The sequence below is a fragment of the Streptomyces pactum genome (assembly GCF_016031615.1).
In the GTDB taxonomy this organism is placed as follows: domain Bacteria; phylum Actinomycetota; class Actinomycetes; order Streptomycetales; family Streptomycetaceae; genus Streptomyces; species Streptomyces pactus.
Window position 1 is genome coordinate 5,896,846 of record NZ_JACYXC010000001.1, and the last position, 25,746, is coordinate 5,922,591.

A 25,746-nucleotide genomic window follows, 5' to 3' on the forward strand; every position below is an offset into this window, starting at 1 on the left:
GCCCGTGGGTGGCCGCGCCCGGACCCGTGGTGCCCGAGCCCAGGCCCGTGGTGGCGCGCCGGGGCCCGGTGCGGCGGGCCGGGGCCGGTTATGGCGGCCGGTCCGTGGCGGCGGGCCGGGGTCCGTGGCGGCGCCGGGTCGGTGGTGGCGGCCCGGGGTCCGTGGCGGCGCCGGGTCGGTGGTGGCGGCCCGGGGTCCGTGGCGGGGCCGGATCGTGGTGGCACCTTGGGGCCGGCGGCGGTGCCGGTCCGGCTTGTCCGGGGTGGCCTGCCCCGGTCGTCCGGAGGGCCGCCCCGGCCGGTGTGGCCCGGAGTGCGGGGGCCGCCCGGTCCCGGCCGGCGGCCCGTCCGCGCCGGGGGACGGTTCCGTGCGGCCGGTCCGGGGTCCTGCGGGCGGTCCGTCCGGTGGCCCGGTCAGTCGCCGCCCCCGCCGCAGCCGCCCCCGCAGCTCGACCCGCAGGAGGAGCCGCCGCCGGAGCCGCCGGAGTCGCCGCCGCAGGACGAGGCCGCCCCGCAGGAACCGCCGGACTCCGCCGGCCCCGAGGCGCCCCCGGAGTCGTCGTACGTGCCGGTCTCGGGGGAGCCGCACCAGGAGGGTTCCGGAAGGTCGTCGCCACCGGAGCCGTCGCCGTCCTCCACGGAGAGCAGACCGGGATCGGTGAGCGGTGAGGTGCCGGGCAGCTCCCGGCCGGCCCGCGGCAGGTGGACCCCCAGCAGCTGGTCCCGCAGCACCGGGTCGTCCAGCGCCGTCACGCCGCCCAGGGCGACGACCACCCCGGCCCCGGTCGCGACCGGCCCGGCCACCGGGTCCGGCCGGTGCCGCCACGGCGGCTCGTCCGGGCCCGGGGTGGCGAACGACGTGGTCCGGGTGTACGCGGCCAGCGCCAGCCGCCCGGCCCGGGTGATCCGGCGCCGGGAGACCCGGGCACACTGCGCGGCCACCACGGTGGCGACCACCAGACCGGGCAGCACGGCGAGGAACGCCGGGAGCCCGGAGTCGCCCGGCCAGACGTCCCCCGGCAGCCGGCCGTCCAGGAGCGTCGCCGCGGCGCAGAGCCCGGCCAGCCCGAGCAGGCCCTTCGCCGCCCGGTTCCAGCGCCGGCCCACGGCGGGCGGCACCAGCATCCCGCGCGCCGCCAGCCGGTCCCCGATCTGCTGCACCGCCGCGCTGCGCATCAGCGCCGCCCGCAGCGGTGCCAGCGCCCCGGTGGGGAAGCGGGCGTGGAGGTCGAGCAGGGCCTGTTCGGCCGGTTCCCCGGCGACCGGCCGCAGCACCGCCAGCACCCCCGGCTCGCCGACCGCCACCCGCCCGTCGGCGTGCATCCGGCAGATCACGGTGTCCGCGACCCGGCCGGGGCCCCCGGCCAGGAACGCGGCCTCCAGCACACCGTGCACCCGTCCGCCGGCGGCCCCGGAGCGGGACCGGGACAGGGCGGTGCCCAGCGCGACCGCCAGGGTGGCGGGCCCGAGCAGCGCGTACCAGATGATCGCCCCCGTCATGCCGCTCGCCTCCGCCGCAGCAGGTGGCGGGCGGTGCGGGCCAGCCGGTGCAGCCGTCCCGGCCGGTGGGCGTGCGGGCGCTCCGCCGCCGACTGCTCCAGCCACCAGGCGCGCAGCCGCTGCCGCACCTGGGGGTCGGACAGGTCCTCCGCCGCCAGCAGGTGTTCGGCGAAGGCGAGCGCGTCCCGGCGGTAGCCGCCGGTCATCGGCCGGGACCGGGCGTACCGGAAGTACAGGGGCCGGAAGTCGGCGCCCAGGGCGCGCGGCAGCTCCGGCGCGATCCTGGCCACCACCCCGGCCCGCTTCACGATCAGCGCCCGGTTCTGCACCTTCAGCCGGGCCCGGTCGAAGCCCTCGGGGGCGGGGGTGCCCGCCACCAGGGCGGAGAGCAGGGCGGTCTGGTCGAGCGCCAGCCGGGACCGCACCGCGTCACCGGGCTCCCCGGCCGGGTCCGCCGCCCGCTCGACGCGGGGGCGGGGGACCTTCACGCGGCCGTACCCGGCGCCGGGGACCTCCACCGGGCCGTCACCGGCGCCGGGCCCACCGGGGTCCCGGGGGCCGGCGGGGGCCGGCGCCGCCGCCCCCGCGAGCGCCGGCACCCGGCCGGCCGGGGACGCGGTGTGCGCCCGGCCCGCCACGGCCACCGCCTCCCGCAGCGCGGCCCGCTCGGTCACCGTACGGATCGCCTCCAGCTCGGCGGCCAGCTCCTGGTACGGCGGGAAGTTGTCGTCCCGCTCCAGCAGGACGCCGGGCGGCGTGGTCCGCGCGCACAGCTCGGCCAGCACCTCCAGCACCGGCGCGGTCACCGGGTGGGCGTGGCTGTCGTGCCACACGCCGTCCCGTTCCACGCCGCCCGCCACGTGCACGTAGGCGATCGCCGAGGTGGGCAGGGTGTCCAGGGCGACGGTCGGGTCCTCGCCGCGGTTGACGTGGTTGGTGTGCAGGTTGGCGACGTCGATCAGCAGGCCGACGCCGGTGCGCTCCACCAGCTCGGTGAGGAACTGGCCCTCGGTCAGCTCCTCACCGGGCCAGGAGATCAGCGCCGCGATGTTCTCCAGGGCGAGCGGCACCGGCAGCGCCGCCTGCGCGATCCGTACGTTGGCGCACAGCACGTCCAGCGCCTCCCGGGTGCGCGGCACCGGCATCAGGTGCCCGGCCTCGATCCCCGGCGACGCGGTCAGCTTCCCCCCGGCGCGCACGAAGGCGATGTGCTCGGTCACCAGCGGGGCGCCGAGCGCCTCGGCCCGCTCGGCCAGCGCCGCCAGCCGGTGCTCGTCCGGCCGCTCCGCGCCCCCCAGGCCCAGCGACACCCCGTGCGGAACGACCGTCGTCCCCCGCTCCCGGAGCGCCCGCAGGGCATCCGGGACATGGGTGGGGCAGATGTTCTCCGCGACGACCTCGACCCAGTCGATCCCCGGCAACCGCGCGATGTCGCCGGCGATCTCCGGCCGCCAGCCGATACCCGTTCCCAGCCGCACCATGATTCCCCCTCTCGTCGTGCGGGAGTCATGACCCCCGCAACACACGACGAATCCCGGCGCCGCTCGGTTCAGAGCAATATTTGAGCTGGGCCCGCCCCCGGACGGCTCCGGGGCCCCGGGAGCCTCCCCCGCCACGACTGCGGCCACTTCCGGGTCCGCCCGGACCGCGGGGCGCGCGCCGGCCCGGCCGCGGCGTCCGCGGGGTGGTCGCGGCGGTGTCCGCACGGGCCCGGATCGCGGGCCGCGGCATCCGCGTGGCGAGGCCCCGCGATCGGGGGAACTCGCGGGGCCTCACTTTCAAGAACGGAGAACTCGGGGTCCGGGTTCCCGATCCGGCGGGAAAACTTCGGAAAGCCGGAAGGAGTTCACCGGCCGGCCCCGGCGGGGCCCGCTCCCGCCGCCACCCACGGCGACACCGATCCCGCAGTGGGCATAGAGTCTGCTCGTCCGAGGGTGACGGACGAGCAGACTTTGTGCCGCGCGGCAACCGGAGCGTGGGGGATACGTGCAGGGCAGCAACAAACACTCGGGCCGCCACCAGCGGCCGAATAGGCATCGCCGGAAGCCGTCGCGCGCGACCCGTCTGTGGGCCGTCCGCCGATGGGCCTTCCGGCGGCTGCGGCTGGACTATCCACGGTCGCGGAAGCGCGGGGTGCTGCGCTGGCTTCCCTCGTGGCGCCAGGTGGCCCTGGTGTTCCTCTTCCTCCTCGGCGGTCTCACCAGTGGTCTGAGCTATCTGTACATGCAGACCGAAATACCCGAGGACCTCAACGAGTTCGCCACCCAGCAGGACAATGTCTTTTATTGGGCGGACGGCACCGAGATGGCGCGCACCGGCCCGGTGAACCGCCAGGACATCGCCCTGTCGAAGGTTCCCGAGGACGTGCAGTGGGCGGTGCTCGCCGCCGAGAACGCCAGCTTCTACTCGGACAGCGGCATCTCGCCCAGCGGACTGACCCGCGCCTTCACCCGCATGCTGACCGGGGGCGACACCCAGGGTGGTTCCACCATCACCCAGCAGTACGTCAAGAACGCCTACCTCAACCAGCGCCAGACGTTCTCCCGCAAGCTCACCGAAATGTTCATCGCCATCAAGCTGGACGACAAGATGAGCAAGGAGGAAATCCTTGAGGGCTATCTCAACACCAGCTGGTTCGGCCGCGGCACCTACGGCATCGCGCGGGCGGCGAACGCGTACTACGGCAAGAACGTCTCGGAGCTGAACGTCAGCGAGGGCGCCTTCCTCGCCTCGCTGCTGAAGGGCGCCGGCTCCTTCGACCCGGCGATCAGCGAGAAGAACCGGAAGCGGGCCGTGGACCGCTGGGAATGGGTGCTGGACCGGATGGTGGAGATCGGCAGGCTGTCGAAGGAGGAGCGGGCCCGGTACACCACCTTCCCCGAGCCCATCGCGCCGCCCCCGCAGAAGGGCCTGACCGGCCAGAACGGCTACCTGGTGGACCTGGCCCGGTCCTATGTGGCGGCCCACACCGACATCACCGACGCCGAGTTCGACCTGGGCGGCTACCAGATCCACACCACCTTCGAGAAGCCGAGGATGGAGGCGCTGACCGCGGCGGTGGACGAGGCGCGCGGCCGGCTCGATCCCGACGGGCGCGAGGCCGACCGCCATGTGCGCATCGGTGCCGCCTCGGTCGCGCCCGACGGCAGGATCGTCGCCCTCTACGGCGGCCCCGGCTACCTGGAGCAGGGCTTCAACGACGCCAACGCCTCCAACGTGCCCGCCGGGACCTCCTTCACCCCGTTCGTCTACGCCGCCGCCCTCCAGGACGGCGTCCAGCGCCGGCGGAACGGCCCGCGCACCCCGGTCACCCCGCAGACCGTCTACGACGGGGACGACGACGTCGCCCTGCGCACCCCGGAGGGCCCGTACTGGGACCGCAGCGGCAAGATCCTGCGCGGCTCCAACGACGGTGACCGCTCCTACGGCGACATCACCCTGCGCGAGGCGGTCGAGGAGTCGGTGAACACCCCGATGCTCCAGCTGGGCATGGACGTCGGGCTGGAGCGGGTGCGCAAGGCGTCGATCGACGCCGGGCTGCTGCCCAGCAGCTTCGGCGCCACCCGCACCCCGGCGCTCTCACTGGGCACCGCCAAGCCCAGCGCCATCCGGATGGCCAGCGCCTACGGGACGTTCGCCGCCGACGGCGTGCACACCCCGCCGTACTCGGTGGTCCGGCTCTCCCGCAACGGGGACGCGGTGCCGCTGGAGCGCACGCCCGGCGCCCGGGCCTTCCGCGCCGAGGTCGCCCGGGAGGTCGACGAGGCGCTGGAGGGTTCGGTGCGCGACGGTGCCGCGAAGGAGGCCGCGGCCGCCGGCCCCGGCGCGGCGGGCAAGGGCGGCACCGCCCAGGACCACACCTCGGCGTGGTTCGTGGGGTACACCGACGAGGTGGCCACCGCGGTCTCGCTGTCCCGGCTCGACCCCAAGACGCAGGAACTGCTGCCGCTGACCGGTCTGGGCGGCGCCGAGGGGACGGGGGCCGGCAGCGAACTGCCGATGGGGATCTGGACGAAGTACATGACCTCGGCCGGCCGGACCGGGTAACCACCGGGCACCGGCGGCCCCGGACGACGGGCGGCCCCGGACGGCGACGGGCCCCGCGCCCGTTCCGTCCGGGGCCGCGTGCGTGCCGGGTGCGGGGCTGCGAGGCAGGCGGGCCCGTTCCCTCCCGGGCCGCCGGATGGCCGGGCCGCGTGCGGGTCCGTGCGGGGCGTACGGGCCCGTTCCGTCCGGCGCCGGGTGAGGGCCGCGTGCGGGCCCGTGCGACGCGGTGCGCCGGGCGCCGGGCGGCCGGTGGGCACCGGGGGCCTCCGGGGCCCGCCGTACGCCCCGCGGCCGGGTTGCCCGCCATACGGCCGTGTGCCCGGCGGCGCGGGGCTCCGCCGCACGCGGACGCGCGGCCGTGCCGGGCCGGCCCCGCACCTCCCCGCTCGGCGCGGGAGCCGTCCCGCGCCGCGGGCCGCGCCGGCCGTCCCCGGGGAGGCCCGGGCGTACGCCGGCGGGCCCTCGCGCCGTACCCGGGCCCGGACAGCGCCGCGCCCCGGCTCCTTCCGTGCCCCGGTGAGGGGCCGGCGGAGCCGGGGCGGCGGGGCGGTGGCGGCCCGGGCGGGCTACTTGAGGTAGGTGGCCCAGTCCGGCGCCTCCGCCGGGTCCAGCATGCGCAGCTTCGCCAGCACCTCCGGGTCCTGGACGTCCAGCCAGTCGGCGAGCTGCTTGAACGACACGCACCGCACGCCCTCCCGCCGGCACACGTCCCGCATGACGTCCTCGATGGCCTTCATGTAGATGCCACCGTTCCACGTCTCGAAGTGGTTGCCGATGAAAAGCGGCGCCCGGCTGCCGTTGTAGACGCGCTCGAATCCGTTGAGGTAACCCTGGCGGGTCAGCCGCTCCCATTCCGGGTACTTCGCGGGGTCGCCCTCGGTGGTGTCCCCGGACTGGTTGTAGAGGAAGTTGAAGTCCATGGAGAGCACCTGCTTCTCGCTCTCCGGATACGGCACCAGCTGCAGCGGGAAGTTCCAGATGCCCTTGATCTTCGAGGGCCAGATCTGGAAGTCACCGGGCGAACTGGCATCATAGCGCCAGCCGTAGGACTTGATGGCGCTGATGAGGTTCTTCTGGCCTTCCAGGCACGGGGCGCGGCCACCCACGAGTTCCACGTCGTAGTCGAACGGCAGCGGATCGATATCGGTGAACCCGGTGTTGGTCTTCCAGTTCTTGACGAACGCGTAGGACTGGTCGATCTCGCTCCGCCACTCCTCCACGCTCCAGTCCCCGCCGCCCTTCGGGCCGCAGAAATGACCGTTGAAGTGGGAGCCGATCTCATTGCCCTCCAGCCACGCGCCGCGGACCTGTTCCAGGGTGTCCCGGATGTGCCCGTCGGTGGGGAAGGAGATCGCCGCGGAACCGCGCTTGTGCTGCGGCGGCCGGTAGATGCTGCTCTTGTACTTGGGGACCAGATACATGCCGCTGAGGAAGAACGTCATGTCCGCGTTGCTCTCCTCCGCGACCTCGCGGAAATGCGAGAAGAGGCGGTCGTCGCCCTGGAGCGCGCCGTCCCAGGAGAAGACCACGAACTGCGGGGGCTTCTCACCCGGCTTCAGCTTCCGCGGCTTGGGCTGCTTCGGCTGCGGCCCGGTGTAGGACGTGGACCCGTCCCCCAGCACCTTGACCTTGCCGTCCCAGTCGGCGTACTTCTCCTTGCGCTTCTGCTGGAGCTCGTCCGGCGGCTCCGGGGCGCCCGCGTTCTTCCCGCCCCGGCCGGGGCCGGTCGTGCGGACCGGATCACCCGCCAGCGTCGGATCCGGCTCCTCGGGCGACGGGTCGGAACCCCCGCCCGTCAAGGAGACGATCAGTGCCACGACGACTGCCACGGCGATCAGCGCGGCTATGCCGTACGCGCGCTTTGCCTGCAACGCTTTCAAAGGTGTCCGCCCCCACACGCGCCCGGTACGAAAATACGCCGCCCAGTATCACAGAAGTATCACGGTCCCTTCACACGGGTCCCGGTGAGGGGCTGGACAGGCGGGGCAGGGGCGCGGGAACGGCGGGAGTTCCGGGGTCCGCCGCGCCCCGCCGGGCACCCCTTCCGGCGGACGCGGCGGACCCCGGGCCCGGGCTCGGCCGCCCGTGATGCGGCGGCGCCGGTACTGGGTGATCCTGCTGTCAGGAGGCCATCGTCGAGAGGCAATGATGCGCACCACCGATCTGACATCGAGCACGCTGGCCGCGCTGCGCAGGCGGCGCCCCTATCCGGCGGTCACCGTGACCTTCCCCACCGACCGGCGCGCGACGCCGGCCACCGCGCAGAACGCGGTCCGGCTGCGCAACATGGTCGCCGAGGCCCGGCGCCGGCTGGAGGCGGACCCCGACGTCTCGCGGGAGGCCCGCTACGACATCGGGGAGCAACTGGAGAAGGCCGCCGCGGAGGTCGAGTCCCGCTTCTTCGGCGACTCACTGGCGATCTTCGCCGCCCAGGGTGAGCACCAGGTGTGGTACCTGCCGCGCCCCGCGCCCGAACGCGTCGTCTTCAGCGACACCTTCCTCACCCGCAACCTGGTGGCCGCGCGCGAGCGGACCCGCCCGTACTGGGTGCTCACGGTCGCCGCCGACCGGACGACGCTGTGGGGCGGCAGCAACGGCAACCTCCAGGAGGAGCAGCACCACGGGTTCCCGGCGACACCCCCGTCGATGACCCCCGACGTGGAGCGCGAGGAGCGCACCGGTGACGTCCCGGGCCCGTTCGGCGGCGAGAACGCCCGGATGTACCTGCGGCAGGTGGACGCCTCCATCGAGAAGCTGCTCGGCGCGGAGCCGCGCCCGCTCTACCTGATCGGCGCCACCCAGGCGCTCGCCCTCCTCGACGACGTCGGCAACGCCGCGAAGGCCGCGGTGGCCAAGGTCGTCAAGGGCGGGCTGGCCAACGGCCCGGCCTCGGCCCTCACCGAGGCCGTCGCACAGGCCCGCGCGGAGCAGGCGGAGAAGGACACCGCCCGTGTCCTGGCCCGCCTGGACCAGGCGCGCGGACGGAAGGCGTGCGCCGCGGGCCTGGAAGAGGTGTGGCAGGTGGCGAAGGAGGGCCGGATCGACATGCTCGTGGTCGAGGAGGGGTACCAGCGCACGGTCCGGGTGACCGAGGAGCACCTGGTACCGGTGGACCCGGCCGAGACCTCCCTGGCGGAGCTGGGCACCCAGGTCCAGGAGGACATCGTCGACGAGATCATCGAGACCGCGCTGGACACCGGGAGCGAGGTCGTCTTCCTCCCGGACGGCGCGCTCGCCGACCACGACCACATCGTCGCCGCGCTGCGCTTCTGAACCGGCCGGCTCCCGCGCCGCCCGGCGGCGGCCCCGCCGCCGTCCCGCCCCTCCCGGCCCCCCGGCCCGGGCGCACCCCCGCCTTCGGCGGCGCGGCGTCCGGGCCGGGGGCCGGCGCGTCCGGCCTCGGGGCCGGTCCGCGCGCTGGCGTCCGCCCCGGTTCACGCGTCCGGCGTCGGGCCACCGGTGCGGTGTTCGCCGGTCCGGCGTCCGGGCACCGGCGGCGCGGGGCCGGGGGCGTGCCGGCCTCCGGGGCCGGTGCGCGCCCGGTCGGCGGGTTCACCGAATGGTCATACTCCGGTGCGAGAAGGTCACACCTCGGCCGCCTGGGCGTTGCCGACGGCGCCCTAGCGTGGGGCGCCCGTTCGAGCCGCCGCAGACCGCGAGGAGACCGAGAGCACCATGACGGCACCCACCGCCCCCGGCACCCGGCGCCCCAGCAGCCTCGAAGACGTCAAGGGGTGGTTCCCGCCGCTCGACCAGGTGCTCTTCGCACGCTTCCTGACCCGCCAGGAGCGGCTCGGCGAGCGCGGTGACCTGCTGGAGATGGGCGCCTACCTCGGCAAGAGCGCCATCTTCACCGCCGCCTTCCGCCGCCCGGAGGAGCGCTTCACGGTCTGCGACCTCTTCGACGCCGACGCGCCGGACGAGCACAACGCGGCCGAGGCCCGCAAGTCCTACGCGACCTTGACCCGGGTGGCCTTCGAGCAGAACTACCTCGCCTTCCACGACGAACTGCCGTACATCGTCCAGGGCCCCACCTCCGAGGTCCCCGGTCATGTGGAGCCCGGCAGCTGCCGGTTCGTCCACGTGGACGCCTCGCACCTGTACGAGCACGTCGCCGCGGACATCGTCAACGCCCGTGCGGCTCTGCTGCCGCACGGGGTGGTCGCGCTGGACGACTTCCGCTCCGAGCACACCCCCGGGGTCTCCGCCGCCACCTGGGAGGCGTTCTTCACCGGCGGCCTGCGGCCGGTGTGCCTGAGCACCCAGAAGTTCTACGGCACCTGGGGCGACCCGGAACCGCTCCAGGAGGAGCTGCTGGCCACCACCGAGTGGCGGGAGGGGCTGCGGATGAGCGTGCAGGAGATCGCCGGACAGCGGGTCCTGCGGTTCTCCGGACGGCCCCGGCGCCCCGCCGCCGTCCCGGTCTCCCGGTTCGCCGCGGCGGTGCCCGGGCCCGCCCCCGAGCCGGTGGCCGCACCGGCCGCCGCGCCCCGGCCGGTGCCGCCCGGTGCGGGCCGCCGGGTCGCGCGGGAACTGCTGCCGCCGATCGTCACCCGCGCCCTGCGGCGCCGGATGCGCGCGGGCCGCCCGTAGCCCACGGGACCTGACCGCCCCGACCCGTACGGGCCGGGCCGGTCAGGTCCCGTGGGGGACGGTCCGCACGGGTGTCCGTAGGGGACGGTCCGTACGGGTCGGGGGCCGGGACGGCGACGGGCCCGCGGTGCCGGGCCGCACGCGGACGGCACGGCGGGGGCGGGCCGCAGGCGTGGGCCGGACGACGGCAGACCATGTGCGCCGCGCGGCGCCGCGCAGCGGTACGGATACGGGCCCCCACGGCGGGACCGCCCGCCGCGGGCCGACCGGGGGCAGCCCGACGGCTGGTGCCGCGCACGCCCCGACGGCAGGTGCGGGGTGTCGCACACGCCCCTACGGCAGACGCGGGGACGCGCACGATTGGGCCGTCGGCGGGGTGGGGCGGCGGGGGCGGCAGGGGGCGCACGCCGCCACGGGCCGCACGCCGCCACGGGCCGCACGGAGCGCCGGGGCCGGACGGCCCCGCACGGCGGGCCCCGGGGCCGGCGATCAGGTGCGGGCCGGCCGGCGGGCGGTCAGGTGCGGGCCGCGCGGAGGGCCGGGTGGTCGGCGACCACGGTGCACGAGCCGGGGGCGATCTCGGTGAACCCCGCGTCGCGGACCACCGGCAGCCCGGCCGCGAGCAGCCGCGTCCACCGCTCGCGGCCGGCGGTGCGGACCGACAGCGCGAACCCGGACTCCCGCCAGGCCGCCCGCTCACCCTCGTCCAGCTGCCACCAGGCGAGCTGCGCGCCGTGCCCCGCCTGGGCCATCGCCTTGCCGGCCGACATCGGCACGTCGGGGTTCAGCCACAGCACCGGGGTGTCGCCGCCGGGCGGCCCCCAGGGCTCGGGATCGTCCAGGTCGGTGCCGCTGACCTGGAGCTTCACCAGCTCCTTCGGCCAGCCGTCCAGCGGTACCGGCGGGAACACCCGGACCTCGGCGGTGTGTCCGGTGACGGTGATGCCCGGCAGCGACGCGGCCCGCCGCCACTCGGCACCGCGCGCCCGGCGCACCACCTTGCGGATACGGGCGTCCTCCCAGTCCCGCACCGCCCGCGTCCACTCCCCGTCCTCGGCCGTCGCCCGCTCGTCCGAGAGCATCGTCAGCACCGCCCGGGCGGCGGTCTGCAGGGCGTCCGTCCGGGCCGGGGGAGCGGTCTTCTCGATGCGCACCACCAGGGGCAGCACGAACTGCGGCGCCGCGTCGCGGTCCGGGGCGCCGGCGTCGGTGCCGACGGCCGGCGCGGGGGCGGGGTCGGGGCCGCCGGCGCTCCCGCCGCCGACCGGGGAACCGCCGTGGTTGTGGGTGTCTGAGCTGGTCACCCGGCCAGTGTGCCAGCCCCGGCGGCCGTGCCCGCCGAGTGCCGGCGGTGCCCCCCCGCCGCCCCCACGGCGTAGGCTCAACGGCCATGAGGCTGGAGGGAGTCGGGCGCCGGTACGGCCTGCGCGGCCGGTGGGTGCTGCACGGAGTGGACCTGGACCTGCCACCGGGCTCCCTGCTGCGGATCGAGGGCGGCAACGGCAGCGGCAAGTCGACGCTGCTGCGGCTGATCGCCGGCATCGAGGCGCCGAGCGCGGGCCGCGTCACCGGACGCCCGCGCACCGCGTACGTGCCCGAGCGCTTCCCCGCCCGGCTGCCGTTCACCCCGCTGGACCACCTCACCCACCTGGGGCGGGTGCACGGTCTGCGGGGTGCCGTCGCGGCCCGCCGCGCGGCCGACTGGCTGGACCGGTTCGGCGCCGCCGGGCACGCCCGTACCCCGCTGGCCGAGGTCTCCAAGGGCACCGGCCAGAAGGTGGCCGTCATCCAGGCGCTGCTCGCCGAGCCGGAGCTGCTCGTCCTCGACGAGGCGTGGACCGGCCTGGACCAGCCGTCCCGGGCGATCCTGGACGAGGCCGTCCGGGCCCGGGTGGCGGCGGGCGGCACGGTGGTCTTCGTCGACCACGACCCGCGCCGGCTGGCCGGTTCCGGGTACGCCGTCCGGCGGGTGAGCGAGGCGCGGCTGGTGGAGGCGGCACCCGGCACGGCGGCCCCGGACACCGCGCGGCCCGGCCCCGCCCCCGGCGGCACCCCGGTGCCGGGACGGGAGCCGACCGGGCGGGAGCGCCCCGGGACGGAGGCGCCCGGCGATGCGGGAGCGGGCCGCGGGACGGCGGAGGCGCACGGCGGTGCGGAGCCGCCGCGCGGCGGGGCGGGCCCTGGGGCGTCGGTGCACGGTGGCGCGGGAACGGGCTCTGGGGCTGCGGTGTCCCGTGGTACGGCAGGGGGCCTGGCGGCGGAGGTCTCCGGCGGTGCCGGGGCGGGCCCGGCGACGGGGGATCGTGGTGGTGCGGGAACGGAGGCCGGTACGGAGGCGTCCGGCGGTGCGGGGGTGGTTCCCGAGGCGCCGGTGCACGGTGGTGCGGAAGCGGGCCCCGGTGCGGGAGCGGGCCCTGTGGCGGAGACCCGGGGTGGTGCCGGAACGGAGACCGGTACGGAGGCGTCCGGCGGTGCGGAGGTGATTCCCGGGGCGTCGGTGCACGGTGGGGCGGGAGCGGGCCCCGGCGCGGGGGCCACAGCCGGGCCGACCGCCCCGGTACGGACGGTGGTCATCGACGCCGAGGGGGCGCGCGGGGCTGTGCTGCCGCCCGACCTGCCGGGCGCACCGGCGGTCCGGCACCTCCCCGACGGCCCGGACGCGCCGACGGTCCGGCACCTGCCCGCCGGCCTGGGCGTCCCCGCCGCACCCGACGAACCCGGCCGGTCCGGCGTACCCGCCGCACCCGACGAACCCCGCCCGTCCGGCGTAGCCGAGCCATCCCGCGCACCCGGCTCCGGAGGCCCGCCCGGCCCGCGCCCGGCGCCGGCGCCGTCGGACGCCCGGTCGGCACCGCCCGCGCCCCGCGTCCGGCTGGCCGTGGACGCCGCCCACTCCGACGCGGTGCTCCGCGCCCCTGCTCACCGCCCGGCCGCCCTGGCACATCACCGCCGTCACCGCGGAGCCCGGGACCGGGTGCGGCGACCCGTCCGCCGCACCCGGGCGCCCCGCCGAGGACCCCGCCGCCCGGCACCCCGGCCGTGCCGTGGACGTCCCGCGCCGCGCCTTCCGCGCTCCCGGTGCCGCCCGGCCCCGTGGGCGCCGCGCCGCCGCCCTGCCCGGGGTGCACGGCGTCACCGCCCGGCACCGGGCGCACGGGGCCCCGCCCCCGCCCGGCCCGGTACGACGACACCGCGCCGGGCCGGGTGGAGCGCGTCGCCGCCCCGGACCCGGCCCCGCCCGCCGTCGCACCGGCCGCCCGGCGCGGAGGCATGCTGCCGCTGATCCGCTACCGGACGGCCCTGCTGCTGCGTTCCCAGCGCTGGCTGCCGCCCCTGCTGCTCTACGTCGCGTTCCTCGCCGTCGGGGTTCGGGCCGGCGGCCCGGTCCTGGACTCCCTGGGCTACGCCGCCGCCTGTCTGGTGCCGGCCGCCGCGTGGCTGGTCCGGGTGGCGACCACCGGCGAGCCGGCCGCCGCCAGGTACTGCGTCGCCGCCTCGGCCGGGCCCGGGCGGAGCCACCTGGCCGGCCTGCTCGCGGCCCTGCTGTGCACCACGGTCGCGGGTACCGCCGGCACCCTGGTCGTCGCGGCGATCAGCGACCCGCACGGCTCGGACCGGCAGACCCCGGTGCCGGCCGCCGAGGCGGTCGCCGCCGGGCTGGCGGCCATGCTGGTGTGCGCGCTGCTGGGCGCCGCCGCGGGGGCGCTGTGCAACCCGCCGGTGCTGCACCGCCCCGGCCGGGCGGTCCCGGCCACCCTGCTCGGTGCGCTGCTGGTCCTGCTGGTCGCCGGCTCACCCGCGAACGCCGCGGTGTCCGGGCTGGTCGGCGGCTCGCACAGCGCGGCCGTCCCGATGCCCTGGGGGCCGCTCGCCGCCGCGACGGCACTCGCCGGCGGGGCCGTGACGGTGGCCTGCCGGCTCAGCTCCCGCCGCGCCTGACCGGCCGCCGGCCCCGCCGGGTCGGCGCCGCCCCGCCCCACCGGGTCCCGCCCTCGCCGCCGTGCGGGGCTCGCCCACCGCCGTACCGGGGCCCGGGTCCGTGGCCCTGCCGGGAGGGCCTGTCCCGCGACCGTCCCTGAGGCCGGGCCGTCCACGCCGCAGCCCCCGGTCCGGCCGGACCCCGTGGCCGGATCGGGGGCGGTCCGGTCGCCGGGTCTCGCTGCCCGCTCGGCGTCGTACCAGCGCTCGCCCCCGCCGCCGTACGGCCCCCGTCCCACCGCCGTACCGGGACGCGCCCCCCACCCGCGGCCGGGCCCGGCGTGGCCCGCGCCCTCCCGCGTGCCCGGCCCCCCACCCGCGGCCGGGCCCGCCACCGTCCCCGGCGGGGGGCGGCGGCGGGCCCGGTGCGGGCTTCGGCGGGTCAGCGGTGCCAGGGACCGGTGATCGCGAACGTGGTGCCGGGGGAGTAGCAGTTCACGTACATCGTGTCGCCGTCCGGGGAGAAGGTGATGCCGGCGAACTCACCCCACTCCGGCTCGTCATCGGTGCCGATGTTCTGCCGTCCCCGGGCCATCGGGTACACCTCTCCGTGCCGGGTGACGCCGTAGACGTGCTGGGCGCCGCCGCCGTCCTCGCAGACCATCAGACCGCCGCCGGCGGCCAGGCAGATGTTGTCCGGGGACTCGCCGGGCAGCTGGATGTCGGTGTCCGGGCCGAAGACCACCACCAGGGTGAGCCGGCGCCGCCCGGGGTGGTACTTCCACACCTGGCCGTAGTGGTCGCCGGCCGATCCCTCCCCGCGCCGGGCGAAGCTGGAGACGAAGTACACGCAGGAGCCGCCCCAGTAGCAGCCCTCCAGTTTCTGGGCGTGGGTGATGCCGCCGCGGCCGAAGTCCTGGTGGCGGATCGGGGTGTGCCGCGCCAGCGGGTCCGGCACCGGCACCCACTCCACCCCGTCCAGGTGCGTGCCGGGCTCCGTCACGGCCGACAGGTCCGGCACGCCCGGCACCCGCATCGCCTCCAGCCGGCCACCGGCGCGCAGCGACCCCCGGCCGCCGAGCGGACGCTCCGGGAGGAACCGGTAGAAGAGGCCGAAGGGGTGCTGGAAGGCGTCCTCGGTCTCGTACACCACGCCGCTGCGCGGATCGACGGCGACCGCCTCGTGCTGGAAGCGGCCCATCGCGGTGAGCGGGTGGGCGCCGGTGCGCCGCGGGTCGGACGGGTCCACCTCGAAGATGAACCCGTGGTCCTTGGCGTAGCCCTCCTCACCCGCCTTGTACTCGGTCTCCTCGCAGGTCAGCCAGGTGTGCCAGGGCGTCGGGCCGCCCGCGCAGTTGGTCGAGGTGCCGGCGATGGCGACCCGCTCGTCCAGCACCCGGTGCCGCCCGTCGAGGGTGAGGGCGGTACAGCCGCCCGGCGCCTGCGGGTCGTAGGTCAGCCCGTCCACGACGGGCACCCGGTGCCGGGCGTTCTGCCGGTTCTCGTGGTTGCGGACCAGGTGGGTGCGGCCGCCCCGGCCGGGGAAGGCCGCCATGCCGTCGAAGCTGCTGGGTACGGCGCCCTCACCGGAGCGCAGCGGGCCGCCCTCCCGGGACAGCACCCGGTAGCGGAACCCGGCGGGCAGGTCGAGGAGGCCGTCGGGGTCGGCGACGAGCGCCCCGTATCCGGCGTCGCCGGTGTGCGGGGCGGCGGAGGCGGTGCCGGCGAAGAGTTCGGAGACGCTGCCGGCGAAGGCGATGGAGGCGCCCAGCGCGCCGGTGCGCGCCAGGAGCTGGCGTCGGGTGGCAGAGCTCGATGACATGCGGTGACTCCCTGTTGGCGGACAGGTACACGACCGCAACGGTGTATCACCCGGCCGGGGCACCCGGCTACGGTCCGACCAGGTGTCGGGCGTCCCGGGCGAGCGCGGTGAGCCGCGAAATGGCACGGAAGTACTTCTTCCGGTAGCCGCCGCGGAGCATCTCGGCGCTGAACAGGTCACCGAACGGCACGCCGGACGCGAGCACCGGCACCTCCCGGTCGTAGAGCCGGTCGGCGAGCACCACCAGCCGCAGCGCGGTGGACTGGTCCGGCACCGGCTCCACCCCGGTCAGGCACACCGTCCGCACGCCGTCGCACATCGCCCCGTAGCGGCTCGGGTGCACCGTGGACAGGTGGTCCAGCAGCGCCGGGAAGTGGTCCAGCGAGGCCCCGGGGACGCGCCGGGCCACCGCGGTGACCTGCTCGTCGGTGCACGGCGGCGGGGCCTCGGGCAGCCCGCGGTGCCGGTAGTCCTCGCCGTCGATGCGCACCGTGCGGAAGTGCGCGGACAGCCCCTGGATCTCGCGGAGGAAGTCCGCGGCGGCGAAGCGGCCCTCGCCCAGCTTGCCCGGCAGGGTGTTGGAGGTCGCCGCGAGCGCCACCCCCGACTCCACCAGCCGGGACAGCAGGCTGGAGACCAGCACGGTGTCGCCCGGGTCGTCGAGTTCGAACTCGTCGATGCACAGCAGACGGTGCTCACCGAGGGTGCGCACCGTCTGCTGGAAGCCCAGCGCGCCGACCAGGTTGGTCAGCTCCACGAAGGTGCCGAACGCCTTCCGCTCGGGCGGGGCCGGCGTGGCGTGCCACAGCGAGGCGAGCAGATGGGTCTTGCCGACGCCGTAGCCGCCGTCCAGGTAGACCCCGCGCGGCCCGTTCCCGGCCGGCCGGGCCGGCTCCCGCCGGAACCAGCGCCGGCGCCCGGCGGCGGGGGCGGCGCCGCCCAGCCGGGTCGCGAAGTCGCCCAGCACCTTCACGGCCTCGGTCTGGCTGGGCTGGGCCGGGTCGGGGATGTAGGTGTCGAAGCGTGCCGTGCCGAAGCGCGGCGGCGGCACCAGCTCCGCGACCAGCCGGTCGGCGGGGACGTGCGGGGCGCGGGCGGTGAGCGCGACCGGGCCCGCGGCGGCGTCCGCTGCGCCGGCTATCGGACCTTCGGGCTCGGGGACGGTGTTGGTGGGCGACACAGCTATCCAGCCTAGACGGTCCCCGGTGGCACTCCGTCCGGTGAGCGAGGCATGTCACACTGCGGCCTATGCGCCGACTGTTCCCGCTGCCCTCCGGCAGCACCCCCGCAAAGACCGACGACCGCGAGTGGACGCTGGAGGAACTGGCCGACGCATACGCCTACCCCGCCGCGCACCACCCCGGCGGCTGGCTGCGCGCCAACATGGTCTCCGCCCTGGACGGGGCCGCCCACCACGAGGGCCGGTCGCAGCCGCTGTCCTGCCCTACCGACATGCGGATCTTCGGGGTGCTGCGGGGGCTGGCGGACGCCGTGGTGGTGGGCGCCGAGACGGTGCGCCGGGAGGGGTACCGGCCGGCCCGCGCGCGGGAGGCGTTCGCCGCCCGCCGGGCGGCGGCCGGCCAGCCGCCCGCCCCGGCGGTGGCGGTGGTGAGCGCGGGGCTGGACCTGGACTTCACCCTGCCGCTCTTCACCCGGCCGCTGGTGCCGACCCTGGTGCTCACCGGGGAGCAGGCGCCCGCGGACCGGGTCGCCGCGGCCCGGGCGGCCGGCGCGGAGGTGCTGGTGGCCGGGTCCGGGGCCGGGGTGGACCCGGCGGCGGTGGTCGGGGCGCTCGCCGCACACGGGTACACCCGGCTGCTGACCGAGGGCGGCCCCCGGCTGCTCGGCCAGTTCGCCGCGGCCGGGGTGCTGGACGAGCTGTGCCTCTCCCTGGCGCCGCTGATGGTCTCCGGGGACGCGGCGCGGATCACGAACGGACCGGTACTGACCGATCCGGAGCGGTTCACGCTCGATTCGATCCTGGAGGAGGACGGGTTCCTCTTCACGCGATACCGCCGGACGTGAACGTTCGACGGAATTCATCGTTCCGCTTAGCTCGTGACGGGCAGACTTGAGAGAGCGGACATGAATCATGACCTGTTTTGCGGGCAGCAGCTCACGACAGGCACAGGATGGTTTCTGTTGGGGCCGGTGCGGCCCAGAAGGAGAAGGGCATCCGTCGTGTTCACCAGCGTATTGATGATCGAGAAGCCCCTCACGCCCGCGGACGTGGACTTCGTCACCTCCCTGCACATCGGCGACCCGGTCTCCTTCGTCGTGCTCATGCAGCCCCGGGGCGACCAGGACCGGCTGCTGCGCGCCATCGACGACGTGGCCCTGGGGGAGCTGGGGGACGCCGTCCGGGAGGCGGAGGAGCCCGAGGGGCCGGACGCGCGGCCGCCCGCCGAGCGGGCGCTGGCCCACTCGCTCGACGCGCTCCGCCAGGCCGGCTGCGAGGCGGTCGGGCAGATCGTCGAGAAGCACCCGCTCGACCTGCTGCGCTCGGTGGTGGACGAGACCGGCGCGGACGAGGTGATCGTGCTCACCGCGCCGCACTTCGTGGAGGAGTTCTTCCACCGCGACTGGGCCTCCCGGGCCCGGCACAAGGTCGGCGTCCCGGTGCTCAAGCTGTTCTCGCACGCGGCCGACGAGGGGCAGACCACGGTCGGCTGACGCCCGGAGCCCGGCGGCGGGCCGGGTCGCGGCGACGGGCCGGACCCGTGGCGGTCCGGCGCCGCGGGGCCCGCCGGCCGCGGCGCCCGGTGGTGGCCGGGGCACGCCGGTGGCGCGGTGCCCGCCCGCCGGCGGCGGGTGGGAGAATCGGCGCCGGCGGCGCGCGGCACCCCCGGGAGCCGCGCCGCGCCGCGACAGCAGAGCACGAGCAGGGGAGCCCCGTACATGGCAGCCGATCCGACCGCCGTTCCGACCGCCGTTCCGACGACCCTGGACCGGCCGCACTTCATCGGCATCGGCGGAGCCGGCATGTCGGGCATCGCCAAGATCCTCGCCATGCGCGGCGCCCGGGTCACCGGCAGCGACGCCAAGGAGTCCCCGACCGCCGAGGCGCTGCGCGCCCTGGGCGCCACCGTGCACATCGGCCACGACGCCGCCCACCTGGCGCCCGGCACCGGCTGTGTGGTGGTCTCCAGCGCCATCCGCGCCGACAACCCGGAGCTGGCCGCCGCCGCCGAGCGCGGCATCCCGGTGGTCCACCGCTCCGACGCGCTCGCCGCGCTGATGGACGGCACCCGGCCGATCGCCGTCGCGGGCACCCACGGCAAGACCACCACCACCTCCATGCTGGCGGTCTCGCTGAGCACCCTGGGCCTCGACCCGTCCTACGCCATCGGCGGCGACCTCGACGCGCCCGGTTCCAACGCCCACCACGGCACCGGCGAGATCTTCGTCGCGGAGGCCGACGAGAGCGACCGCAGCTTCCACAAGTACGCCCCCGAGGTGGCGATCATCCTCAACGTGGAGCTGGACCACCACGCGAACTACGCCTCCATCGAGGAGATCTACGAGTCCTTCGAGACCTTCGTGGACCGCGTCCGGCCCGGCGGCACCCTGGTGATCTCCGCGGACGACCCCGGGGCCCGTGAGCTGACCGGCCGCCTGAAGCGCCACGACGGGCTCCGGGTGATCGGCTACGGCACCGCCGACGACGCCGACCTGCGCGTGCTCGACGTCACCGCCCACGGGCTGACCAGCGAGGTCACCGTGGAACTGCCGGACGGCGGCGGACAGCTGACGTTCACCGTCTCCGTCCCGGGCCGGCACTACGCGCACAACGCGGTCGCCGCGCTCGCCGCCGGCACCGCGCTGGGCGTCCCGGCGCGCGAGCTGGCCGGCGCGCTCGCCGCGTACACCGGCGTCAAGCGCCGCCTCCAGCTCAAGGGCGTCGAGGCCGGGGTGCAGGTCATCGACTCCTACGCGCACCACCCGTCCGAGATCGCCGCCGACCTGGAGGCCGTCCGGGGCGGCGCCGGCCAGGGCCGGGTGCTGGTGGTCTTCCAGCCGCACCTGTTCAGCCGCACCCAGGAGCTGGGCACCGAGATGGGCCGGGCACTGGCCCTCGCCGACGCCTCCGTCGTCCTGGAGATCTACCCCGCCCGCGAGGACCCCGTCCCGGGCGTGACCAGCGCGCTCGTCGTCGACGCCGCCGCCGGGGCGGGCACGCGGGTGACCGCCGCGGCGGACATGGCGGACGCCGTGGAGCAGATCGCCGGAATGGCCCGGCCCGGCGATCTCGTTCTCACCATGGGGGCGGGCGACGTCACCGAGCTGGGACCGCGCATCCTCGCCCGCCTGCGGACCGGCGACAGCTGAGGAGGGCTCACGGACATGGCGTACGAGATCGACAAGCCGGAGGAGCAGTGGCGGGCCGAGCTGACCGCGGAGGAGTACCACGTCCTCCGGGAGGCCGGCACCGAGCGCCCCTTCACCGGCGAGTACACCGACACGAAGACGACCGGGGTCTACTCCTGCCGGGCCTGCGGCGCGGAGCTGTTCCGCTCCGACACCAAGTTCGACAGCCACTGCGGCTGGCCGTCCTTCTACGACCCGAAGGACTCCGACGCGGTGGAGCTGCTGGAGGACCACTCGCTGGGCATGGTCCGCACCGAGGTGCGCTGCGCCCGCTGCGGCTCCCACCTGGGGCACGTCTTCTCCGGCGAGGGCTACCCGACCCCCACCGACCAGCGGTACTGCATCAACTCCATCTCGCTGCGGCTCACCCCGGACGGCGGCTGACCCGCTGACGCCCGTGCCGGCCCCGGACCGGGGCCGGCACGGGCGTGCGCGCCCGGGGCGCCGCCGCACCCCCGCCGGGCCGGCCCGGCGGCCGTCTCAGCCGGCGGCCGCGGGGTACGGACCGCCGTCCGTGGCGCCGTCCACGAGCGGTCCGGCCACCGGGGCGTGCTCCCCGGTGCCGGTGTCGATCAGGATCTGCCGGGCCTGGCTCTCGTTGCCCGGCCGGACGGCCTGCGTCATCGCGGCGTGCGCGGCCTCGGGCGTGGCGTGCGGCGGGATCACCAGCAGCGAGAAGTGGTCGCGGTCGCCCCGGGTGATGAGCACGGTGTCGTCCCGCACCGGGAACGAGTCGAGGTGGACCACCCGGTCGTCGATCACCAGCCGGGTCGGCAGCGACTCCCAGGCCGAGGCGTCGAGCCCCACCCGGACCACCGGGCCCAGGCGCTCGGTCAGCGCCCGGACGAGGGCCGGGAGCTCGGTCGCGATGTCGCGGGACCTGGGCCACCACGCCCCGTCCAGCACCCCCTCCCGGGACTCGGTGGTCGACAGCCGGAGCAGCGCCGTCCCGGGACGCACCGACAGGTGCGTCCCGCCGGTGGGGAACCCCGGGCCTGTGGGCGTGGTGGGAGTGTCCATATGTGAGCCATCCGTCCGCGGTCGTCCGTTCCGCCGGGACAGGGAACGTGTACCTCCACCGTACTGCCGCCGTGCGGGCCCGAAGACCACTCGGCACCGGCGGGCAGGGGCGATGGTGGCCTTGGCCGTGGGCAGGGGTGCGGGTGGGTGGTGACCGTCCTCGGCGGGAAACCCGGGGGCGGTGCGCGTAAGCCATCCGTCACGGGGCACCCGGTCCGGTGGGACCACCGGTGGGTCGAGTGTCCGGTCCCCGGGGCCGGTGACGAGGGTGGACGTCGGCCGGCGGCCCTCGGCAGATCCGCGCGGACATCCGCACACCGGCACCGGCCGCCGGGCGGGCCGGCCGCGGCGGCGGGCGGGTCGGGCCGCCCCGCAGGGCGAACAGAGGAGAGGGCATGACGGCCGAACCCCAGCTGCCGACCGCCGGCCACGCCGAAGTGCGGGTGGTGGCCGCCACGCCGGAGGTGGCCCGCCGGGTGGCGGAGGTGCTCCGCCACTGTTTCACCGCCACCGAGCAGCGCAGCTATCCGGCGGGGCGCGAGGGTGCGACCCGGCTCCAGCTGACCGTGGACACCACCCGGCCGGCGGGACCCGCCCGGACCTGGCTCGACTCCAGCCGGTCCACACCCGGCCGGGGCACGGAAGCCGATGAGCTCTGAGACGCCCCCGCGCGGCCGGCCGGTCGCCGCCGGGAGCGGGAAAGCGGCAGCAGATGGCAACACTGACAGAGCGCAAGAGGTACCGGGAGGCCGTGCTGCACGCCCTGTACACGGCGGTGGCCGACAACCGCACGGAACTGCCCGGCGAGGGACTGCGCGCACAGCTGGGCATGCCGGACGCGGACCTTGCCGCGGCCTGCGGCTACCTGGCGGACGAGGGGCTCGTCACGGTCGAGTGGACCTCGCACGGCACCCCCGCCACGGTGGCCCTCACCCACGAGGGACTGCGCCGCATGGAGGCCGAGGAGGAGCAGGGCCAGGCGGAGCGGGGCTGACCCGCCCGCGGCGCCGCGGGTTCCGGCGGCGGGGCCCCCGCCGCCGGGGTCCGCGGTGCCGCGGTGCGTGCCCGGTTCCGGGCGCGACGCGTGGCGCCCGGGTGCGGGCCGTGCGGTCAGCCGCTCTCCATCTCGGCCACCCCCTTGGCCAGGTCGTCGACGTTCATCACCGGCTTGAGGTCCACCTCGGCGTCGAGGTCCAGGAAGAACCGTTCGCAGGTCGCCGGGATCCGGGACGGGTCCCGGAGGTCGAAGAAGAACAGCCACGTCCGGCGCCCGCCGGTGGTGGTGAAGTAGGCCGCCTCGGGTTTCAGCTGGTCCAGCGCCCCCTTGAGCGCCTGTTGCAGGGCCCCGGTCCGGAACGCCTCGTTGGCCGTACGGGTGTCCAGCCGGGCGGTGAGAAGCATCCGCACCGCTCTCACTCCTTCGCAGCGCGTCACCGCGCCGGTGCCCGGAGCGCGCACCCCCATACGCGGTCACGCCACCTTCCAGCGTCCTCCCGGCGCGTCCGGCCCCGCAACACCCCCCGGCGACGGCAGGCGCAGCACCGCCGCGGACTCGGCGGGGAGCAGCAGGACGCCGGAGGGGCCGGGCGGGGCGACCGGCCGCCAGGCGGCCACCACCTCCGCGCCGCCGGCCTCCGGGCCCAGCCGCAGTTCGGCGGGCCGGCCGCCGAGGTTGACCGCGACGTGGCACCGGCCGCGCCGGAAGTGCACCACGCCGTCCGGCCGGGCGGTCAGCGCCCGGTACTCCCAGCGCGGGTCGGTGAGCGCGGGCTCCGCGCGGCGCAGCGCGATCAGCCGCCGGTACCAGTGGAGCAGTTCGGTGTGCGGCGGGCGGTCCGGCTCGCTCCAGTCCAGGCAGGACCGCTCGCGGGTGGCGGGGTCCTGCGGGTCCGGGACCTCCCCCGCCGCCCAGCCGTGTGCGGCGAACTCCCGGCGCCGCCCCTCGCGCACCGCCTCCGCGAGGTGCGGGTCGGTGTGGTCGGTGAAGTACTGCCAGGGCGTGGTCGCGCCCCACTCCTCGCCCATGAAGAGCATCGGCGTGAACGGCGCGCAGAGCACCAGTGCCGCCGCGCACGCCAGCCGGCCCGGGGGGCACAGTGCGGTCAGCCGGTCCCCGCGGGCCCGGTTGCCGACCTGGTCGTGCGTCTGGGCGTACCCCAGCAGCCGGTACGCCGGGGTGGTGCGCGGGTCCAGCGGCCGGCCGTGCGACCGGCCGCGGAAGGACGAGTAGCCGCCGGCGTGGAAGAAGCCGCCGGTGAGCGTGGCGGCCAGCGCCCCGGCCGGGTCGGCGGCGAAGTCCGCGTAGTAGCCCGCCGACTCGCCGGTGAGCGCGGTGTGCAGGGCGTGGTGGAAGTCGTCGTTCCACTGCGCGTGCAGGCCCAGCCCGCCGGCCTCGCGGGGGGTGGTGGTGGCCGGGTCGTTGCGGTCGGACTCGGCGATCAGGAACAGCGGCCGGCCGGTGTGCGCGGCCAGCCGGTCCACCGCGTCCGACAGTTCGGCCAGGAAGTGCTCGGCACGGGTGTCGCACAGCGCGTGCACCGCGTCCAGCCGCAGCCCGTCGAGCCGGTAGTCCCGCAGCCAGGCCAGGGCGCTGCCGATGAGGTAGGCCCGCACCTCGTCGGAGCCGGGCGCGTCCAGGTTGACCGCCGGCCCCCAGGGCGTGTGGTGGGTGTCGGTGAAGTACGGGCCGAACGCCGGCAGGTGGTTGCCGGACGGCCCCAGGTGGTTGTGGACCACGTCCAGCACCACGCCCAGCCCCAGCCCGTGCGCCGCGTCCACGAACCGCACCAGGCCCTCCGGCCCGCCGTACGGCTCGTGCACCGCCCACGGCGCGACCCCGTCGTACCCCCAGCCGTGCCGGCCCGGGAACGGGCAGACCGGCATCAGCTCGACATGGGTCACCCCCAGGTTGGCCAGGTGCGGCAGCCGCGCGGCGGCGGCGTCGAAGGTGCCCTCCGGGGTGAAGGTGCCGATGTGCAGCTCGTACAGGACCGCGCCCGGCAGCGGCCGGCCGGTCCACTCCCGCCGCCACCCGAAGCGCTCCGGTACGACCACCGCGCTCAGCCCGTCCGGGCCGTCCGGCTGGCGCCGGGAGCGCGGGTCGGGCAGCGGGGCGCCGCCGTCCAGCCCGAAGCCGTAGCGCGCGCCGTCGGCGGCCGGCTCCTCGGCGCGCCACCAGCCGGGCCGGCCGGCGGCGCGCGCCATCGGCCGCTCCCGGCCGTCCACGTGCAGCGTGACCCGCCCGGCGTGCGGGGCCCACACCTCGAACAGCACTGGCGTCTCCTCACCCGGCCGGCCGGCCGGCCACCCGCCCGTGTCCCCACCATGCTGCGGGACACCGGCCAGGCGCGCACCAGGACATGGCGGGGCGTCAGCCGGCCGGACCCCCGTCGGCGGAACGGGCGGACCCCGCCGGCGCAAGGGGCGGACCCCGGCCGGCGCAACGGACGGACCCCGGCCCGGCGGAATGTGTGGGCCCCGCCGGGCCCGGTCAGACGAAATCGAGCCGCTCCTGGGCGACCGGGTAGCCGGCCCGGGCGAAGTGCGCCGCCATCGGCGTGTTGCCCCGGTCGGTGGCGGCGACGATCCGCTCCGCCCCGTACCCGACCAGGTCGTGCGTGCACTCCGCCAGCAGGTCGAACGCGTAGCCGTGGCCGCGTTGCTCGGGCACCACCCCCACGTACGCCACGCACGGGGCGGACGGGTTGCGTGCCGGGACGTGGATGCCCACCAGCTCGCCCGCCGGGGTGTGGGCCAGCCGCCACCACTCCCGCGGGGACGGCAGCCAGTGCAGCAGTTCCATGTTCTCCTCGACCGCGGCGTCGGGCCCGCCCGTCGCCATCACCCTGCGGTCGTGCGCGTCGAGGGTGCCCACCAGCACCCGGCGCAGCACCGCGGCGACCGTGGTGTCGTCCGGTTCCGGCCGGAACACCAGCCGCCCCGGCCGGGGCGGCAGCCCGTCGGCGGGCGTCCACTCGTAGCGGTAACGCTCCACCAGCGGGGTGAGTCCGCCGGCCACCGCGGCGTCGGCCCGGCTCCGCACGGCGGCCCGGAGCTCCGGGTCCGCGCGCCAGCCGGGCGGTGCCAGCAGGTTGTACTCCGCGTGCAGCGGTGCCGCGCGCAGCAGGCGCGCGCCCGCGTCCGCCTCGCCGTCGGCGAAGTCGAACCAGTCCAGCGCCTTGGGTGCGGTGTCGTCCGGCCCGCCCCACCAGGCGGCCCGGGCCACCACCCGCTCGCCGCGCAGCGCCACCCAGGTCCACTCCGGGCGGTACTCACCGCCCTGCGCGAGGGTGGCGTAGGTGTGGCCGAAGCGGGCCCGGCCGACCAGGCCGGGGTCGGGCAGGGCGTGGAAGAGGTGCGCGTCGTGCTCGCCGAGCGCGCGGATGACCAGTCCGGTCATGTCAGGGGTTCCTTCCGGAAGCGGTGCGCTCCCGGTCGGTGACGGGACGTCCGGCGGGCAGGGCGGGAGCGCGGGATGGG

At 76.4% G+C, this 25,746-nt stretch carries 20 protein-coding genes and 1 pseudogene; 11 read left to right on the top strand and 10 right to left on the bottom strand.

Features of this window, described 5'->3' with window-relative positions; translation table 11 throughout:
• Positions 1-413 precede the first annotated feature (413 nt).
• Complete coding sequence (locus tag IHE55_RS23170) at positions 414-1,499, bottom strand: TIGR04222 domain-containing membrane protein (RefSeq protein ID WP_197990789.1); 1,086 nt, start codon at positions 1,497-1,499, stop codon at positions 414-416.
• Positions 1,496-2,980, bottom strand: a complete 1,485-nt coding sequence (locus IHE55_RS23175; protein WP_197990790.1) for an MbnB/TglH/ChrH family RiPP precursor modification enzyme — start codon at positions 2,978-2,980, stop codon at positions 1,496-1,498. The genes IHE55_RS23170 and IHE55_RS23175 overlap by 4 nt, the downstream gene beginning before the upstream one ends.
• 742 nt (positions 2,981-3,722) lie before the next feature.
• On the opposite strand from IHE55_RS23175, the gene IHE55_RS23180 reads away from it, so the two are divergent.
• Positions 3,723-5,546 (top strand): transglycosylase domain-containing protein, encoded by a 1,824-nt coding sequence (locus IHE55_RS23180; protein WP_232266731.1) that lies wholly within the window; start codon positions 3,723-3,725, stop codon positions 5,544-5,546.
• A gap of 566 nt (positions 5,547-6,112) precedes the next feature.
• Here the strand turns inward: IHE55_RS23180 and IHE55_RS23185 are convergent.
• Entirely contained in the window at positions 6,113-7,417 is a 1,305-nt protein-coding gene (locus IHE55_RS23185) for a polysaccharide deacetylase family protein (RefSeq protein ID WP_232265668.1), read from the bottom strand.
• Positions 7,418-7,694: 277 nt separating this feature from the next.
• On the opposite strand from IHE55_RS23185, the gene IHE55_RS23190 reads away from it, so the two are divergent.
• Complete coding sequence (locus IHE55_RS23190) at positions 7,695-8,819, top strand: baeRF3 domain-containing protein (RefSeq protein WP_197992186.1); 1,125 nt, start codon at positions 7,695-7,697, stop codon at positions 8,817-8,819.
• A 402-nt stretch (positions 8,820-9,221) separates the two neighbouring features.
• Positions 9,222-10,139 (top strand): class I SAM-dependent methyltransferase, encoded by a 918-nt coding sequence (locus IHE55_RS23195; protein ID WP_197990792.1) that lies wholly within the window; start codon positions 9,222-9,224, stop codon positions 10,137-10,139.
• 515 nt (positions 10,140-10,654) lie between these two features.
• Here IHE55_RS23195 and IHE55_RS23200 read toward each other — a convergent pair.
• Positions 10,655-11,443 carry an aminoacyl-tRNA hydrolase gene (locus tag IHE55_RS23200; protein ID WP_197990793.1) on the bottom strand — a complete coding sequence of 263 codons (789 nt, stop codon included), beginning with the start codon at positions 11,441-11,443 and terminating at the stop codon, positions 10,655-10,657.
• Between the two features lie 86 nt (positions 11,444-11,529).
• Between IHE55_RS23200 and IHE55_RS31675 the strand changes: the two are divergent.
• Together IHE55_RS31675 and IHE55_RS23210 are read left to right on the top strand one after the other, a co-directional pair.
• A pseudogene (locus IHE55_RS31675) lies at positions 11,530-12,213 on the top strand (ABC transporter ATP-binding protein); the annotation flags it as partial.
• Positions 12,214-13,409: 1,196 nt separating this feature from the next.
• Complete coding sequence (locus IHE55_RS23210) at positions 13,410-14,078, top strand: ABC transporter (protein ID WP_197990794.1); 669 nt, start codon at positions 13,410-13,412, stop codon at positions 14,076-14,078.
• Between the two features lie 421 nt (positions 14,079-14,499).
• Here IHE55_RS23210 and IHE55_RS23215 read toward each other — a convergent pair whose 3' ends face one another.
• Entirely contained in the window at positions 14,500-15,879 is a 1,380-nt protein-coding gene (locus IHE55_RS23215; RefSeq protein WP_197990795.1) for an alkaline phosphatase PhoX, read from the bottom strand.
• Positions 15,880-15,946: 67 nt separating this feature from the next.
• Entirely contained in the window at positions 15,947-17,020 is a 1,074-nt protein-coding gene (zapE, locus tag IHE55_RS23220; RefSeq protein WP_307826904.1) for a cell division protein ZapE, read from the bottom strand.
• 107 nt (positions 17,021-17,127) lie between these two features.
• Here zapE and IHE55_RS23225 point away from each other — a divergent pair, with 107 nt between their 5' ends.
• The 4 genes from IHE55_RS23225 to msrB all read left to right on the top strand — a co-directional run bounded on the left by IHE55_RS23225 (position 17,128) and on the right by msrB (position 20,631).
• Positions 17,128-17,904, top strand: coding sequence for a pyrimidine reductase family protein (locus tag IHE55_RS23225; RefSeq protein WP_197990797.1), 777 nt, complete (start codon positions 17,128-17,130; stop codon positions 17,902-17,904).
• Positions 17,905-18,078: 174 nt separating this feature from the next.
• On the top strand, positions 18,079-18,552 hold the full coding sequence (locus IHE55_RS23230; RefSeq protein WP_197992187.1) for an indole-3-glycerol phosphate synthase: 474 nt from the start codon (positions 18,079-18,081) through the stop codon (positions 18,550-18,552).
• Positions 18,553-18,777: 225 nt separating this feature from the next.
• Entirely contained in the window at positions 18,778-20,208 is a 1,431-nt protein-coding gene (gene murC, locus IHE55_RS23235; RefSeq protein WP_197990798.1) for a UDP-N-acetylmuramate--L-alanine ligase, read from the top strand.
• A 15-nt stretch (positions 20,209-20,223) separates the two neighbouring features.
• Positions 20,224-20,631, top strand: a complete 408-nt coding sequence (gene msrB / locus IHE55_RS23240; RefSeq protein WP_197990799.1) for a peptide-methionine (R)-S-oxide reductase MsrB — start codon at positions 20,224-20,226, stop codon at positions 20,629-20,631.
• 96 nt (positions 20,632-20,727) lie between these two features.
• Here the strand turns inward: msrB and IHE55_RS23245 are convergent, their stop codons facing one another.
• Positions 20,728-21,267, bottom strand: coding sequence for a DUF5994 family protein (locus tag IHE55_RS23245; protein WP_232265669.1), 540 nt, complete (start codon positions 21,265-21,267; stop codon positions 20,728-20,730).
• Positions 21,268-21,662: 395 nt separating this feature from the next.
• Between IHE55_RS23245 and IHE55_RS23250 the strand changes: the two genes are divergently transcribed.
• A complete protein-coding gene (locus tag IHE55_RS23250; protein WP_197990800.1) occupies positions 21,663-21,926 on the top strand; it encodes a hypothetical protein in 264 nt (87 codons plus the stop codon).
• A gap of 53 nt (positions 21,927-21,979) precedes the next feature.
• On the top strand, positions 21,980-22,261 hold the full coding sequence (locus IHE55_RS23255; RefSeq protein WP_197990801.1) for a hypothetical protein: 282 nt from the start codon (positions 21,980-21,982) through the stop codon (positions 22,259-22,261).
• A 116-nt stretch (positions 22,262-22,377) separates the two neighbouring features.
• On the opposite strand, the gene IHE55_RS23260 is transcribed toward IHE55_RS23255, so the two are convergent.
• The 3 genes from IHE55_RS23260 to IHE55_RS23270 form a co-directional block, all read right to left on the bottom strand.
• Positions 22,378-22,668 (bottom strand): hypothetical protein, encoded by a 291-nt coding sequence (locus IHE55_RS23260; RefSeq protein WP_232266732.1) that lies wholly within the window; start codon positions 22,666-22,668, stop codon positions 22,378-22,380.
• Positions 22,669-22,737: 69 nt separating this feature from the next.
• Complete coding sequence (treZ, locus tag IHE55_RS23265; RefSeq protein ID WP_197990803.1) at positions 22,738-24,540, bottom strand: malto-oligosyltrehalose trehalohydrolase; 1,803 nt, start codon at positions 24,538-24,540, stop codon at positions 22,738-22,740.
• Positions 24,541-24,757: 217 nt separating this feature from the next.
• On the bottom strand, positions 24,758-25,666 hold the full coding sequence (locus IHE55_RS23270; RefSeq protein WP_197990804.1) for a GNAT family N-acetyltransferase: 909 nt from the start codon (positions 25,664-25,666) through the stop codon (positions 24,758-24,760).
• Between the last annotated feature and the right edge of the window lie 80 nt (positions 25,667-25,746).

Bases quoted from the DNA above. Each gene is read 5' to 3' on its own strand.
- IHE55_RS23215 (WP_197990795.1), bottom strand. From the start codon at position 15,879: ATGTCATCGAGCTCTGCCACCCGACGCCAGCTCCTGGCGCGCACCGGC.
- IHE55_RS23210 (WP_197990794.1), top strand. From the start codon at position 13,410: ATGCTGCCGCTGATCCGCTACCGGACGGCCCTGCTGCTGCGTTCCCAG.
- IHE55_RS23255 (WP_197990801.1), top strand. From the start codon at position 21,980: ATGGCAACACTGACAGAGCGCAAGAGGTACCGGGAGGCCGTGCTGCAC.
- IHE55_RS23175 (WP_197990790.1), bottom strand. From the start codon at position 2,980: ATGGTGCGGCTGGGAACGGGTATCGGCTGGCGGCCGGAGATCGCCGGC.
- IHE55_RS23190 (WP_197992186.1), top strand. From the start codon at position 7,695: ATGCGCACCACCGATCTGACATCGAGCACGCTGGCCGCGCTGCGCAGG.
- IHE55_RS23225 (WP_197990797.1), top strand. From the start codon at position 17,128: ATGCGCCGACTGTTCCCGCTGCCCTCCGGCAGCACCCCCGCAAAGACC.
- IHE55_RS23270 (WP_197990804.1), bottom strand. From the start codon at position 25,666: ATGACCGGACTGGTCATCCGCGCGCTCGGCGAGCACGACGCGCACCTC.
- IHE55_RS23260 (WP_232266732.1), bottom strand. From the start codon at position 22,668: ATGCTTCTCACCGCCCGGCTGGACACCCGTACGGCCAACGAGGCGTTC.
- IHE55_RS23230 (WP_197992187.1), top strand. From the start codon at position 18,079: ATGATCGAGAAGCCCCTCACGCCCGCGGACGTGGACTTCGTCACCTCC.
- murC (WP_197990798.1), top strand. From the start codon at position 18,778: ATGGCAGCCGATCCGACCGCCGTTCCGACCGCCGTTCCGACGACCCTG.
- IHE55_RS23195 (WP_197990792.1), top strand. From the start codon at position 9,222: ATGACGGCACCCACCGCCCCCGGCACCCGGCGCCCCAGCAGCCTCGAA.
- IHE55_RS23245 (WP_232265669.1), bottom strand. From the start codon at position 21,267: ATGGACACTCCCACCACGCCCACAGGCCCGGGGTTCCCCACCGGCGGG.
- IHE55_RS23170 (WP_197990789.1), bottom strand. From the start codon at position 1,499: ATGACGGGGGCGATCATCTGGTACGCGCTGCTCGGGCCCGCCACCCTG.
- msrB (WP_197990799.1), top strand. From the start codon at position 20,224: ATGGCGTACGAGATCGACAAGCCGGAGGAGCAGTGGCGGGCCGAGCTG.
- IHE55_RS23250 (WP_197990800.1), top strand. From the start codon at position 21,663: ATGACGGCCGAACCCCAGCTGCCGACCGCCGGCCACGCCGAAGTGCGG.
- IHE55_RS23180 (WP_232266731.1), top strand. From the start codon at position 3,723: ATGCAGACCGAAATACCCGAGGACCTCAACGAGTTCGCCACCCAGCAG.